The following is a 14,457-nucleotide window of genomic DNA, read 5'->3' on the forward strand; positions in this document are numbered from 1 at the left end:
CCTTCTACATCCTTACATTAAGAAACAATTGGATTTTTTGCAAGAAAAAGAAAAAGAATCTATTTTGAAAAAAGATTATTCAAAATAGATTCTTACGTTTTAGTATTAAGATTATTTTAATGAAAAGTAATTTCTATGCTTTAGAAATATCAACGAATCCTTCTCCAAATACGTCACGAACATCGTGTATAGCGATGAACGCAGCCGGATCTGTAGTTTGAACAATCCGTTTTAGCTTCACTACTTCTTGCTTATTAATAACAACATAAAGAATTTCCTTCGGAGTTTTCGTGTAATAGCCATGACCTGAGTACACAGTAACCCCTCTGCCCATTAAGGTAGTTACCTTCCCGGCAATTTCATTCGGATTATCAGAAATAATCGTAATGGCTTTCTTCGGATTTAAACCTTCAATTACAAACTCCATCACTTTCGTTGCTACATATAGCATAATAATTGTTATCATCAGTTTTTCTGCACCAATAATGAAATAAGATGAAAACGCAACGATTAAATCGAAGAACAGTAGACCGTAGCTAATGCTCCATCCTAAATATTTATGTGTCATCCTTGCTAAGATGGTTGTACCTGCAGTTGTTCCGCCAACGCGAATAATAAGACCAATCCCGCACCCGATAAATATTCCTCCGAAAATGGCATTTACGAGCAGTTCATCCGAAGTAATCGTCCAGCCTTCTGTCAAATGAAGAAATAGCGAGTTCGTAACTACAGCGATAATCGTATAAATTGTTGTAATCTTATTTAAAAACTTATAACCGGCTATTAACAAAATCGCATTTAAAATTAAGTTAACTAAGCCCGGTGACCATTCAAATAAATAGTACGTAATAATCGTGATGCCTGTTACTCCGCCCTCACCAAATTCGTTCGGGATAACAAACAAATTGACACCTAACGCAAAAAGAAATGCACCGATAATAATAAAAATAATGTCTGTCGTTCTTTTTTTCATACAGTACCTCACTTCTTATGTAAATATTTATTCTGTCATAAACTCTCACCATTATATCGTGGAATATTCAAATCGAACAGTGGTTTATTTTTATTTTAATATAGGGTAATAAATCAACTTCATCCTACATCCACAAGTAATTAAAAAAGTAAAACAACTGTATTTATTATGTACTACAAATAAAGTTTTGATTTCACATGCAGTTCATCCTAAAAAATGAATATAAACACTCTCACTCGCACAAACTTCGAATGCAAAGCAAATAAGCGAAGCTATAAAATAGACTTCGCATCAAGCGTGTGATCATAGAAATTTATATGAGATTTTATATTCATACGTTCCAGAAATAAATTCACTTATCTTTCTCCATATATTCTTTAATCTTTCGTTCTTCCCACTCTTTCCCGAATATCCCAACTGGAAAAGTTGTCAAACCGTGTATAACGATACCAATTCCCCAGCCTGCAAGTGGATATAAAAACCATAATTTACTTGAATCAGAACTTATATTTATAATAAAAAGCATTAAGTTCACTAGTATATAAACCGTTAAATGAATGTAAAAAGCTTTTAAATTCTCCACCCTTTTTTTAGCTCGTAAATAAACATCATCTTGCTCCACCCTTGAACACCTCTTTCAATATTGTATTTTTTCACCTTCGCTCCAATGTTAACATCATATTCTTATTGGAAATCCGTTATTCTCAAAAAAACACAAAACAAAAAGTACCCATCAAATTGTTATACACATAATAATTTGATGGGTACTGCATGATACATTTAGTTTTTACATGTATTGTTTGGAGAAAAATGCAAATAACGACTTATACTCACCTTATTAAGACCAAATCCAAACATCATCATTATTTTCAACGTTGCTCTTTACCTCATGAACTTTTTCAATGTTATCCGTTGTGTTCCAGTTAATAGAACTTCCACCCCAGCCCACGTACTTCATATCAATTTTTACTTTCTCGCCCGTATTAAATACTTGTCCCTTTGTTAAGAAAACATCAATAATAACTTTCTTACCATTTAGCGATGGATACTCAACTACGACATATTTAGTAGCACCGTCTCCTTCATCTTCCATCGTTCCTACTTTTGATACTTTCCCAATCACATAATCAGGCGAACCATCTTCTTTCATGTGCATACCTAACTTGTTTGTTGTATTTTCAACTGCAGTTGCAACCATATATTCTGTAAAATTACGCATCATAGATCCAGTAGCTTTTACTTCATCTCCTACTTTCACGTTTGAAAGTGAATCAATATACACACTAACAGGTTCCTCATATTGCTTAGATTTTACAACAATCACACCGTTATCTACTTCTACTACTCGTCCTTCTAACGTTGAGAAATTCGATTCAATTGAAGCTGCACTCGCTTTTGTTAGTTCTAATCCTGGTACATTCGTTCCTGATAATGCTGCGATCCCTAAAGCACCTGCTAAAATTATTTTTTTCATACCCATATGTAACATCTCCATTCATGATGATTTTATTTTTTTGATTGGTATCGACCAACCTGTAATCATTATAGTTACAGGTTGTGAAAATAACAACCGTTTTCCTCATGCAATGATGCATACTGTGATTTTTAAATATACAACAATGAGACTAGATTCTCGAGTTACAGCAGGTGAAATTGTTGATGATGAAGAAACTAATGTCATGCATCATATTTTTCAGCGCTACGGTTTGTATAATCGTAGTTCATTACATTATGTAGGGGCGGAATTCATATGTTAATAAAACCAAAGAGATTACAGCCAGGAGATATCGTAGCAACAGTAAGTGCTTCATGGGGAGGAGCGGGTGATTCTAAGCTAAGATGGCGTTATGAGCAAGGAGTAAAGAGATTAGAAGACGTATTTGGGCTTACAGTTATCCCAATGCCAAATAGTTTAAAAGGTAGCGAATACCTTTATAACAATCCAGGAGCTCGTGCGGAAGATTTAATGACAGCATTTAAAGATACGCGTGTTAAAGCAATTATTACGAATATTGGTGGTGAAGATAGTATCCGTTTACTACCTTATATTGATTTTAATGTGATACGTGAAAATCCGAAAATTTTTATGGGGTACTCTGACGATACCGTTTCACACTTATTTTGTCATAAAGCAGGAATTTCCTCTTTTTACGGTCCAGCAATCTTAAGCGATTTTGCTGAAAATATAGAGATGGATTCATATACGATTGAAACAGTGAATCGAACTCTCTTTTCAAATGAGATTATTGGTGAAATTCAACCAGCTAACGAATGGACGAGTGAGCGTTTAGAATGGATAGAAATAAATAAAGATACAAGACGTACGATGCAGCAAAACAACGGATATGAGGTCCTTCAAGGATCTAGGACTGTACAAGGGCGTTTAATTGGTGGTTGTATTGAAGTATTGGAATTCGTAAAAGGAACGGAACTTTGGCCTGAGAAAAAGCATTGGGAGAATAGTATTCTATTCTTTGAAACATCTGAAGAGCATCCAGAACCAAATTATATAAAGTATTGGTTACGAAATTATGCAGCGCAAGGTATTCTTCAAAAAGCAAAAGGAATCATTTTTGGTAAACCGAAAGATGAACAATACTATGAAGAATATAAACAGGAAATATTGCAGGTTATGAAAGAACATAACTTAGAAGATTTGCCGATTCTTTATAATTTAAGTTTTGGCCATACTGAACCGAAGTTTATTTTACCTTACGGCGCGCTGGCGGAAATTAATTGTGAAAATGGGTCTTTCTCTATTTTAGAGAGTGGCGTGGAATAAAGGAAAACTTTAAATAAGTATCTAATTGGAGGGAGATTACGTGTATGGAAGTAACATTTACAGTAAGTAAGTGGGATGAAAAACCAATCGATGATAATAAAAAAGATTTCCCTATTAATATTGCTCATGTCGAATATGATATTGATGGGGAATTAAAAGGAAAGGCTTTTGTTGAATACTTATTATATTATTTAGACTCAAATATAAATGATGGTCACTTAGCTACTGCTAAAATTTCTGGATTTTTACACTTTGAAGGGATTTATAAGGGGCAACAAGGGACATTTACAGCTATAGAGCAAGGAATATTTGATAAAGGAAATTTAGATTCCCCAGGAACAATTATTAAAGCTACCGGTAACTTAGAAAACCTGAGAGGATCCTATAATTATCAGTTTACAGGTCAAACTAGTAAACTAATTTTAGAGTTTGAATTTCAGCAAAATACCTTATAATTTAGTGGAAAGGACATTTCTTGTAATACTAGGAATGTCCTTTTTGTTGACGAGTTTATTCAAGTTAAAAATGAACAGAGTATATTATCAGTATTCAGCAATGCATAAAATTTTCTTCATGGGGGAATTAAAAATCTACGCCCTAGAGACATCATGCCCCCACCTATTCATTTCTTTTCTTACTAATTAAAGAATAATCCCCGAAAAACTCCCCTTCATAACTTCCTTTTCAAGTTGATTCCTACATATAAACGTCGCAATAATTTTTGTACGATTTTTTTCATCAGGCTCAAATTGTTCAATAGTTACGTCACAACGAATCGTATCCCCACTAAAAACAGGACGTAAAAATTCAAAATCCATTTTGCGAGCTAGTACGTTATAATCACCGCCAATTTTTGTAGGCAATGTTGATGTTAACAGCCCTTGTACAACAAATCTTCCCTGCTCATCTGGTGTAACATGATGAACACCTTCATCTTTCGATACTTCTGTAAATAACGCAACATCCTCTTTCGTAAAAGTTCGTTCAAAGGTGATTTTTTCGCCTACTTGCAATTTCATTAATACCCCTCCTCGAAAACACTTTTAAAATAAGAAAAACCGAAACTAAAAATCATTTCGGTTTTTCTAACTAAAGAAGTCTATTTATTTTAAAGAATGAACAAACAACCCGCTGCGAAGTTTCGGTTCAAACCACGTTGATTTCGGCGGCATGACTTCTCCGGCATCTGCAATTGCTAATAAATCTTCCATAGATGTCGGATATAATGAGAATGCTGCTTTATATACACCGCTGTTCACAAGGCGTTCTAGCTCTTCTAGCCCCCGAATTCCACCAACAAAATCAATGCGTGAATCAGAACGCGGATCATGTATTTCAAGTACTTGGCTTAATAAATGATCTTGCAGGATAGATACATCTAAACCTCTAACAAGATCATTCGCATCAAATGTTTCCTCTTTCACAGTAAGCTTATACCACTTCTCATTTACATACATACCAAATGATTTGGGCTCATTTGGTTTATACGGAGAAACAATTGCTCCTTCTACATAAAAGTACTGCGTAATTTGATTTAAAAACTGTTCCTCTGATAAGCCATTTAAATCTTTCACAACGCGGTTATAGTCCCAAATTGATAATTCATCATAAGGGAATAGAACCGATAAGAAGAAATTAAATTCCTCTTCTCCTGTGTAATTTGGATATTGTTCTCTTCGCATAAGCCCTACTTTTGCAGCTGATGCAGAGCGGTGATGCCCATCCGCAATATAAAGATTAGGAATATCTTCAAATGCGTTTACTAAAGTCGCAATTACTTCTTCATCTGCAACCTTCCACGCAACATGCTTAACACCATCTTCTGCTGTAAATGTATAAATTGGCGCATGCTCTTCTTTCCAGCTTCTAATCAAATGCTTTACTTCTTCTTTTGTACGGTACGTTAAAAAGATAGGACCTGTATTTGCGTCACACACATCTACGTGGCGAATACGATCTAATTCTTTTTCATGACGTGTTCTTTCATGTTTTTTAATTGTATCATCTTCGTATTCATCAATAGATGTACAAACGACAAGGCCTGACTGCGTTCTTCCTTGCATTGTCAGTTCATAAATATATAGCGCTGGCTCTTCATCTTGTATGAACACTTCTTCTCGTACAAATTGCTTTAAATTGTCGCCCGCTTTTTCATACACGCGATCATCATACGGTGACAGTTCAGGATCTAAATCAATTTCTGCTTTATCAACATGCAAGAAAGAATATGGATTCCCTTTTACAACTTCCCTTGCCTCTTCACTATTTAATACGTCATACGGTAAAGCTGCAACTTGTGCTGCTTTTTCCTCTACTGGACGAATGGCCCGAAACGGTCGTATTTTTGCCACATTCCTCTCTCCTTTACACAATCATTCGAACGGCTACAACACCTGTAATTTTGCTTATATTTTCTACAATATTCTCTTTTATTATATCATCAATTCCGTTATCGATATCAATCATTGTGTATGCCCAAGAATGTTTACTACGATTAATCATATCAGCAATATTTATATGATGTTCTGCTAAACATCCTGTAATTTGTCCTACCATGTTTGGAACGTTTTGATGCATAATTGTAATACGTTTCTTTCCGATATATGGAAGCTCGACGTTTGGATAGTTTACTGAATTACGAATATTTCCTGTCTCCAAATATTCACGTAATTGACGTGCTGCCATTACTGCACAATTTTCTTCCGATTCAGACGTAGATGCACCAAGGTGAGGCGTCGCTGTTACATTTTTCATCTTTATTACATTTTCATTTGGGAAATCCGTTACGTAATGTGTAATAATATCTTCTTCTAATGCTTTTTGAAGAACCTTTTCATCTACAAGTTCTCCTCTAGAGAAATTAAATAGACGCATCCCTCTTTTCATCTTCTCTACAGCGTGTTCCCCAATAATCCCCTTCGTTTGATTCGTAAGAGGAATATGCAGTGTAATATAATCACACGTTGCAAAAATTTCATCAAGGCTAAACGCTCTTTGCACATGTGTAGAAAGACGCCAAGCTGTTTCAACTGAAATATAAGGATCATATCCGATAACATCCATCCCTAACGCTAACGCATCGTTCGCAACTAAAGCACCGATTGCGCCAAGTCCGATAACACCTAGACGTTTCCCTGCAATTTCTGATCCAACAAATTGTTTTTTTCCTGATTCAACAAGCTGTGGTACTTCTTCACCTTCTAAGTTTTTCGTCCAACTTACACCATTAATAATGTTACGTGAAGACATAATAAGACTGGCAATAATGAGTTCCTTTACGGCGTTTGCATTTGCCCCCGGCGTGTTAAATACTACAATTCCTTTTTCTGTACATCGCTCGACAGGAATATTATTTACACCAGCGCCAGCTCTTGCAATCGCCTTTAAGTCTTTTGAAAACTCTTCTTGATGTAAAGAGTAGCTACGAAGCAAAATCCCATCTGGGTGATTGAGTTTATCCCCTACTTCATAACGTTCTTCAGTAAAAACTTGTAAACCTTTTTCTGCAATTTGATTTAACGTTTGAACACGAAACATATCCCCATCTCCCTATCTATTCTCAAGCTCAAATTCCTTCATATAATCTACTAATTGTTTTACACCGTGTGCTGGCATCGCATTGTAAATACTTGCACGCATACCGCCGACTGAGCGATGTCCTTTTAGCGTAACGAAACCGCGTTCCTTCGCCTTTTGTAAAAACTCATTGTTAAGTTCTTCTGACGGTGTTGTAAATGGAATGTTCATAAGTGATCGATACGCAGGGTCAACTGGTGAAGTAAACAATTTAGATTCATCTAAAAAATGATAAAGAAGTGAAGATTTCATTTTATTTTGTTCTTCAATCGCAGATACTCCGCCTTGCTCTTTCAACCACTCTAGTACAAGTTTTGTTACGTAAATACTAAAGGATGGCGGTGTATTATATAAGGAGTTATTTTTACTGTAAGTTTCATAATTTAACATTGTCGGACAAGAGCGATCTGCTCCCCCAATTAAATCTCTTTTTATAATAGCAATCGTTAAGCCCGCAGGTCCTAAATTCTTTTGCGCCCCCGCATATATAAGACCAAACTTCGAAACATCATATCTCTCTGATAAAATATTTGAGGACATATCCGCAACGAGCGGCACTCTTTCTACATGTGGAATTTCCACATATTTTGTCCCTTCAATTGTATTATTCGTTGTAATATGTACATAATCTAGTTTTTCATCACTTAATAAACCGTCCAGTTTAGGAATCGTAGTAAACTTCTCTTTTTCAGAAGAAGCAATCACTTGTACTTCCCCAACTTTTTCGGCTTCTTGCAGTGCCTTTTTAGACCATGAGCCAGTTAGTACGTACCCAGCTTTTTTATACGTATTCATTAAGTTCAGTGGTATCATAGAGAATTGTAATGACGCACCGCCTTGTAAAAATAAAACTTCATACTCATCAGGGATGCTCATTAATTCACGAAGTAAGTTACTTGCTTCCTCTATAATACTTTGAAAATAAGAAGATCGATGACTCATTTCCATAATAGACATGCCTGTCCCGTTATAATTTAATAGCTCCTTTTGCACTTTCTCTAAAACTGGCAAAGGGAGTATTGATGGTCCTGCTGAAAAATTATAGACTCTCTCCATCACCCTCATAACCTCCCTATTTCTCATTCGATTATTTTTTAAACTTTCTGAATTATAACCTAAAATATAATATACGGTCAATTTGTTTTCTATTATTACGGCGCAAGACGCGATGGAATCGCTTGCAAGTGCAGACTTTTTATATACACATAAAAAAGTGTTAAGTACATAATCGTACTTAACACTCTAATAATAAAATAATAATAGCTAGTCGTTCGTAAAGAACCGATCAAAGATTTGATAAATAGCAGAAAGACCAAAGAGCCAATAAATAGTGTCCACAAGCGCCGGCATAGAACCAAACCATTTCTCAACTACATTGTAATCTAACGCTACAAATAACCAATTCAAACCGCCAAGAATCACCAAAATTACTGTAAGGTAAGACAAAAATTTCATTATGATTGCCCCCTAGGTGATAAGATGGTGAAAGGCCTTTCACTAGAAATATATGTAGTAAACTTTAAAACTTACCTATTTTATAAAATTTATTTTCGGTACCACCCGTTAATAACTGCCTCTGCTTCTTTACTATGTATTTGATACGCATGTGTACTATCATTAGAGCCAATAAACCAAATTGAAAAACCTTTAAAATATGGTTTCGGTTCTAATACATCGCGGTAAGCACGCCATCCATTTAATTGTACATCTTTCGAAAACACATTTGAAACATCTGGATTCCATGGATTTTGTAATCCAAGTTCACATGCTGGAACGTTAAATCCACCGAAGTAAACTGGCTTTCCTGTTGCATTATGTAATTGTTCCAATTGCTGAACAACATTTTGCCCACGATTATATACTGTTGTCGCAAACAAACTTTGCTTCACTTCTTCATATGTTGGATTTCTTTTTCCTGAAACTTCAAACCAACTGTCTATGCTAACAATATCCACCTTTTTTAAATACGGGCGATTGATTTTTTCTTTAAACTTAGCTTCATAAGAAGAGTCCCAGCTCGCTGTTAACCACCAGTTCATTTGATACAAAACATTTCCTTTATACTGCTTACGAACAAAATCAATTGTATCGCTCCAGTATCCTTCTGCATACTCCATATTCACGAAATTAGAAGCAATCTTTAGTCCATACACATCGTATTTACTTGTAATGGAATTAAAAATATCTTGCAGAATAACCGTCTTCCAATTCCAGAAGAAATCATTAATGTTACTTGGGTTCCATTCTGTCTCTCCAACATTCCCCTGCTGAATATACGGGAACGGTTCCACTATAACTTGAATATTACGCTTTAATAATTCTTGAATTAAAATAATAGCTTGTTGCTTTTGCGCTTGATTAATTACCATGTTAGTAGAAGTCACATTCGGGATATCCACTTGAATCGGTACATTTACTGTATTTAAATTTAAGCGCTCCACATCCGCTAATACTTTCGCTACATTTCCAACTTCCCATACTGTTACGTTTCCTGATTTGATTTTTCCAGATTGAACGGTATTTACATCTGCCTGTACATTTCCTTGAAAACAAAAAGAAAACAACATAATAAACACTCCTAAAAAACTTATTAAACTCTTATTTTTCTTCACAACTTTCCCCCTATATTTTTTGGCTTTCTTGATTATTTTATACAACGTTTCATATATATTCCACAAAAAATCCAATAAATTTTTATTGATAAAAATGCTATTCATCCTTTATTCACATCTTACTCATACTAAACTCCTAAAAATAGTAAGATAAATAAAAAAGGAACGGATTTCCGCTCCTTTTTTATCTTTTTACGATTATCAATCCATTTCCCTTTTAGGCTCTACCAACATGATGTGGGATTCCTTTTCAGTGAAAGGTTTATGCTCAACGCCTCTCGGGACAATAAACATCTCGCCCTTAGAAATTTTCACCTGTCCATCACGGAAATCGATGAACATCTCCCCTTCAAGCACAATAAATAGCTTATCCGTATTAGGATGCTCATGCCATATAAAATCTCCATTAGCTTTAAAAAGCTGAATTTGATCGTCATTCATTTCACCAATCACTTGTGGATACCAATAATCGTTAATTTTAGATAACTCGTCATTTAGTTTAATAGGTTGGTAATGGATAATAATCCCTCCTCACTTTCAAATTCCACTATATTACAGTAATATAAGTAAAAAAGTCGTTATTACGCTTAAAAAGAAAATGCTCCGGCCAGAACTTTTCATTCAGATAGTACAAAGGAGTGATTTCAATGAAAGTACTTTCAATCCAATGTTTCCTTTAACTCTCCATAAGTATAGAACAGTGATTTTCAAATAAGAATGGACCCCTGTTGACATTAGTATGGATTATTGATGAACTTCTCGCGATATTTAGTAGGCGAAATGCCAACTCGCTTCTTGAAAACTCTACTAAAATAAAAAGGGTCTGCGATTCCAACAGCCTGCGCAATTTGTTGTACAGGCACATCACTTGTACATAACATTTTTTGAGCCATCTTTATACGATAGTTCAATAAATATTCTGCTGCCCCCATACCTGCATGCTTTCTAAACACGTAAGAAAGACGATTTCGATTAACATTATTTTGTTCTGTAAGTGTATGAATTGTAATATCTTTATAATAGTATTTACGAACGTAACTAGATATTCGTTCGAATAAAGTATGCGACTCATAATTGCTTTCTCTATTGAAAACACTTAATAAAGCTTCATTCAACGCTTCGCGAAACAGCATTTCGGTCTGAAACATCGAAATGCCTCCACGCTGATTATATACATCCCAAAGACGCATAAGTAATTCGACAAGACGAGGAGATTGTCCTGTTAATAATTCAAAATGCTGATGAGTAAAGCCAGAGTCTTCTCGTTCTGAATTGCTTATCCGATATAAAACAAGAATATATTCCCAGTTTATTTCACCAAGCATTTTATGGGCTAATGTCATTTTTGCACCCCCATGTATAACTTTTCCTGGGGAAAGGATATACGGCGTACCATTAAATTGAAATTGCGTCTTCCCTGTAAGTGGAAATACAAATCCTGGGAAAGAATCTGTAGACTCAGCACAAGGCACACCTGGATTTTTAGCATAACGATATACTCCTTCTACTCGGAAAGGATTATTGGCAAGATACTCTGCTAACTCATTCACGTCCAACTTCACAATGCACGCCTCATTTCAATAATAGTTTTCTTGTAATTCGCGAGATTAATTGGTGTACATTCTGGGTAACGCTAAACTAAAAATAGTACATACGGCTTAACAAGATCTGGTTATTAACCTATAAATATATTGTTTTTCATTTATTGACAAAAGTATCCTCCCTATATTATTGATAATGATTTTCATTGTAGTTTGATAAAAAAACATTTGTCAAGTTGGATGGCGTAGAAAAATGACGAAACAAGGGGTACAGAGGGACCGTTCTGTTGCAAATAATACCTGGTCTTTGTTAACTAATTCCCCTCAAAACTGGAATAATCATGTTAATAGTTGTAATGGCTTTATTTGTTACAGCACTTGCAGCATGTGGAAATAATCGTAATCCTGAAGAAGTTGCTACAGCGTATTTCGAAGATGGAAACAGCCTACTATCAAATTAAATGATAGTAGGCTGGCTGTTAAAATTATTTAAGAACTGGGTTATGTTCTAAATGATAAGCTTTCATTATCAAAAAGATTATTACTAGTCCCTCCACAAACAAAAACACCCTATCACTTCGGTTCTAAATTTAGCACCTTCCCCTCTATTCCCTCCGTATTCAATGTAGTCGTATGATACGTGCCACTTACCCAATCATCTATTTGATCATGATACCAATCGCTTCTAAAATGTCCCGACTGTCCTGGTCCTACGATATGATAACCGTTTGACATATCTTTTGTATCAATAACGAATCGCCAAGAAGCTCCGTGATTTACAATGCCGTTCTCGCCGTAACTTGCTGCTTGGACGGTAACTTGACTTCCGCCAATTGGAACTGGTTTCTCACGATTAAAAGCTAGTAATGCTAACATACTCGATGATTTCGAAATTGGATGTGTAAAAGCGAGTTGATGATAATCGCCCCACTTCCAGCCCCCAACATCGGGTCCATATTCCTTCTGCAATTTCTTCATTACATTCTCGTACGATGTATGCACAACTTTTGTGAAACCTCCGTGCTTAGAAAACCATGCACTATTTTCTCCTGCTACTTGTTTCCGGATTAATTCATCCACAACTTGTGACTTCCCTTCAAATAACTCCATTACATCTTTCGGTATTTCTTTTGAAAATAACGTATTCGAAATCTCTTTCATTAATAAATGAAAAATTAGTGGTGCCGCTTCATCTTTACTATCGTAAAAATTCCACTTTGTTAATTGGTTTACACCTTCTTTCTCTACCTCATTTAAAGATGCTTTATTTAACTCTTTTAAAAATATAGGAGTAAACTCTTTCCCGTATAAATTCTTTTGATCCATCTGTAACTCTTCTAAATCTTTTACCGTATACTTTTCCTTCTCTTGCAAAAATTCTTGAATACGCAGTTGCCTATATGGCTGTGCCCACGTATTGCTAATATGATACGGATAATCATCATCAACAATTTTATTATTCGCAGTTGAAATAAACCCTTCTTTCGGATTTATAACTTTCGGCAGCTGATCAAATGGAATATATCCTTCCGATTCATATTCATCTGTCCATCCTGGAACAGGCAAGCTACCATCGCCTTTTTTACGCACTGGTATATTTCCATTCGCTTTATAAGCAATCGTGCCATCGTTTGATGCAAACACAAAGTTTTGCGTTGGTGTATGAAAATCTTGAAGAGCGGTTTCAAACTCAGTCCAGTCTTTTGCTTTGTTCATATTTAATACAGCTTTTAACTCAGCTGACGGTTCTAAAGCAGTCCACTTTAAAGAGAATACGGTTTTCGTTTTCTCCTTCCCCTTATCCGCAAACTCTGAAATTACTGGCCCATGCCTCGTAATCGTAACGTTATAAGGAATTGTCTTCCCGCCTTTTACTTTAATCGATTCATCAACTACCGTAGCTTTCTCCCATTTATCGTTATACAGAAATTCATTTTCATTATTAGGATTTCTCTTCTCAATATATAAATCTTGCACATCAGGCCCCGTATTCGTAACGCCCCACGCTATTTTGTCATTGTGGCCTAATATAACACCTGGTACTCCAGCGAAAATAACGCCACTCACATTTAAATCTTTCATTTCAAGTCTCGTTTGATACCATATAGAAGGTGTCGCAAGGGATAAATGAGGGTCATCTGCTAAAATCGGCTTACCTGACGCACTCTTCTCACCGCTCACAACCCAGTTATTACTACCGTTAAACTCCGGGGGAATTATCGTTTTTGAAAAACTTTGTGCTACGTCCACATTTGTAGTTTTTAGTTCAGCTAGCAATCTAGGTGCATCTTTCGGATATGTAGGAAATAGCTCATTTGCTTGCTCTTTCGGAAGGTTTTTCAGCGCCCAATATCGAAACGCCTGTCCATGCCAATGTCCCCCTAAGTCAAACGCCATATACTTCCCAATTGTTAAAGAATCAACAATTGACCATTCAGAAGGCTCATAACCTAATATAGTAAACTCAACTGGTAATTTCTTTTCCGCTTTCGCCTCACGTATAAAAGCGTTCACCCCATCAGCAAATGACTGCAGGGCATATTTTGCTTCTCCATCATATTGACTAACTGAAGCTTCTGCCGCTCGCCGTAAACCGAGTGTTCGAAACAATTTATCTCGGTCAACGGCTGCTTCCCCAACAACTTCACTTAACATACCAGAAGCTTGTCTTCTACTTAAATCCATTTGAAACAACCGATCTTGCGCTTGTACATATCCTTGTGAAAAATATAAATCATGTGCATTTTCCGATTTAATATGCGGTACACCTTTACTATCCCGCTTCACCGTCACAGCGTGTTGTAAATCCTCTAGCTTTATCGTTCCATCTATCTTTGGCATAGATTTCAACGTATATATGTTCAAAAAAATCGCAGCGGAAATAACTAACAAGAGAACGATACTACTAGCCCAAATAAAAATTCTTCTTCCCCTTTTTCGTTTCTTCTTTATAACGACTTCCATATAACCACC

The 14,457-nt window shown here is 35.7% G+C and carries 15 protein-coding genes; 3 read left to right on the forward strand and 12 right to left on the reverse strand.

Annotation, left to right across the window (positions count from 1 at the left end):
- Positions 1-133: 133 nt before the first annotated feature.
- The 3 genes from AC241_RS15910 to AC241_RS15920 all read right to left on the reverse strand — a co-directional run bounded on the left by AC241_RS15910 (position 134) and on the right by AC241_RS15920 (position 2,453).
- On the reverse strand, positions 134-973 hold the full coding sequence (locus AC241_RS15910) for a YitT family protein (RefSeq protein ID WP_050844224.1): 840 nt from the start codon (positions 971-973) through the stop codon (positions 134-136).
- Between the two features lie 352 nt (positions 974-1,325).
- Positions 1,326-1,595, reverse strand: coding sequence for a 2TM domain-containing protein (locus AC241_RS15915; protein WP_016080975.1), 270 nt, complete (start codon positions 1,593-1,595; stop codon positions 1,326-1,328).
- Positions 1,596-1,811: 216 nt separating this feature from the next.
- Entirely contained in the window at positions 1,812-2,453 is a 642-nt protein-coding gene (locus tag AC241_RS15920; RefSeq protein ID WP_043936641.1) for an ATP F0F1 synthase subunit alpha, read from the reverse strand.
- Between the two features lie 34 nt (positions 2,454-2,487).
- On the opposite strand from AC241_RS15920, the gene AC241_RS15925 reads away from it, so the two are divergent.
- Genes AC241_RS15925 through AC241_RS15935 form a run of 3 tightly spaced genes read left to right on the forward strand, consistent with a single transcriptional unit; the run spans position 2,488 to position 4,210 of the window.
- Complete coding sequence (locus AC241_RS15925; protein WP_043936642.1) at positions 2,488-2,730, forward strand: hypothetical protein; 243 nt, start codon at positions 2,488-2,490, stop codon at positions 2,728-2,730.
- The gene (locus AC241_RS15930) at positions 2,724-3,755 is read left to right on the forward strand and encodes a S66 family peptidase (RefSeq protein WP_043936643.1); all 1,032 of its coding nucleotides are present in this window, start codon (positions 2,724-2,726) and stop codon (positions 3,753-3,755) included. The genes AC241_RS15925 and AC241_RS15930 overlap by 7 nt, the downstream gene beginning before the upstream one ends.
- Positions 3,756-3,799: 44 nt before the next feature.
- Positions 3,800-4,210, forward strand: a complete 411-nt coding sequence (locus tag AC241_RS15935) for a DUF3224 domain-containing protein (protein ID WP_029442801.1) — start codon at positions 3,800-3,802, stop codon at positions 4,208-4,210.
- Between the two features lie 186 nt (positions 4,211-4,396).
- Here AC241_RS15935 and AC241_RS15940 read toward each other — a convergent pair whose 3' ends face one another.
- The 9 genes from AC241_RS15940 to AC241_RS15980 all read right to left on the reverse strand — a co-directional run bounded on the left by AC241_RS15940 (position 4,397) and on the right by AC241_RS15980 (position 14,448).
- Entirely contained in the window at positions 4,397-4,774 is a 378-nt protein-coding gene (locus tag AC241_RS15940) for a MaoC family dehydratase (protein ID WP_000776360.1), read from the reverse strand.
- Between the two features lie 84 nt (positions 4,775-4,858).
- The gene (locus AC241_RS15945) at positions 4,859-6,106 is read right to left on the reverse strand and encodes a DUF1015 domain-containing protein (RefSeq protein ID WP_043936644.1); all 1,248 of its coding nucleotides are present in this window, start codon (positions 6,104-6,106) and stop codon (positions 4,859-4,861) included.
- Between the two features lie 13 nt (positions 6,107-6,119).
- Positions 6,120-7,292 carry a 3-phosphoglycerate dehydrogenase family protein gene (locus AC241_RS15950; RefSeq protein WP_029442803.1) on the reverse strand — a complete coding sequence of 391 codons (1,173 nt, stop codon included), beginning with the start codon at positions 7,290-7,292 and terminating at the stop codon, positions 6,120-6,122.
- Between the two features lie 12 nt (positions 7,293-7,304).
- Positions 7,305-8,387 (reverse strand): 3-phosphoserine/phosphohydroxythreonine transaminase, encoded by a 1,083-nt coding sequence (gene serC / locus AC241_RS15955; protein ID WP_016080970.1) that lies wholly within the window; start codon positions 8,385-8,387, stop codon positions 7,305-7,307.
- A 207-nt stretch (positions 8,388-8,594) separates the two neighbouring features.
- Positions 8,595-8,786: a DUF378 domain-containing protein gene (locus AC241_RS15960; RefSeq protein WP_000670801.1), complete on the reverse strand. Its 192-nt coding sequence runs from the start codon at positions 8,784-8,786 to the stop codon at positions 8,595-8,597.
- Positions 8,787-8,875: 89 nt separating this feature from the next.
- On the reverse strand, positions 8,876-9,943 hold the full coding sequence (locus tag AC241_RS15965; RefSeq protein ID WP_050844226.1) for a glycoside hydrolase family 113: 1,068 nt from the start codon (positions 9,941-9,943) through the stop codon (positions 8,876-8,878).
- Between the two features lie 201 nt (positions 9,944-10,144).
- The gene (locus AC241_RS15970; RefSeq protein WP_000997182.1) at positions 10,145-10,384 is read right to left on the reverse strand and encodes a cupin domain-containing protein; all 240 of its coding nucleotides are present in this window, start codon (positions 10,382-10,384) and stop codon (positions 10,145-10,147) included.
- 293 nt (positions 10,385-10,677) lie between these two features.
- Positions 10,678-11,505, reverse strand: a complete 828-nt coding sequence (locus AC241_RS15975) for a helix-turn-helix transcriptional regulator (protein WP_043936646.1) — start codon at positions 11,503-11,505, stop codon at positions 10,678-10,680.
- A 552-nt stretch (positions 11,506-12,057) separates the two neighbouring features.
- Positions 12,058-14,448 carry a penicillin acylase family protein gene (locus tag AC241_RS15980; protein WP_050844227.1) on the reverse strand — a complete coding sequence of 797 codons (2,391 nt, stop codon included), beginning with the start codon at positions 14,446-14,448 and terminating at the stop codon, positions 12,058-12,060.
- Between the last annotated feature and the right edge of the window lie 9 nt (positions 14,449-14,457).

This window comes from Bacillus thuringiensis (assembly GCF_001182785.1).
Classification (GTDB): Bacteria; Bacillota; Bacilli; order Bacillales; family Bacillaceae_G; genus Bacillus_A; species Bacillus_A thuringiensis_S.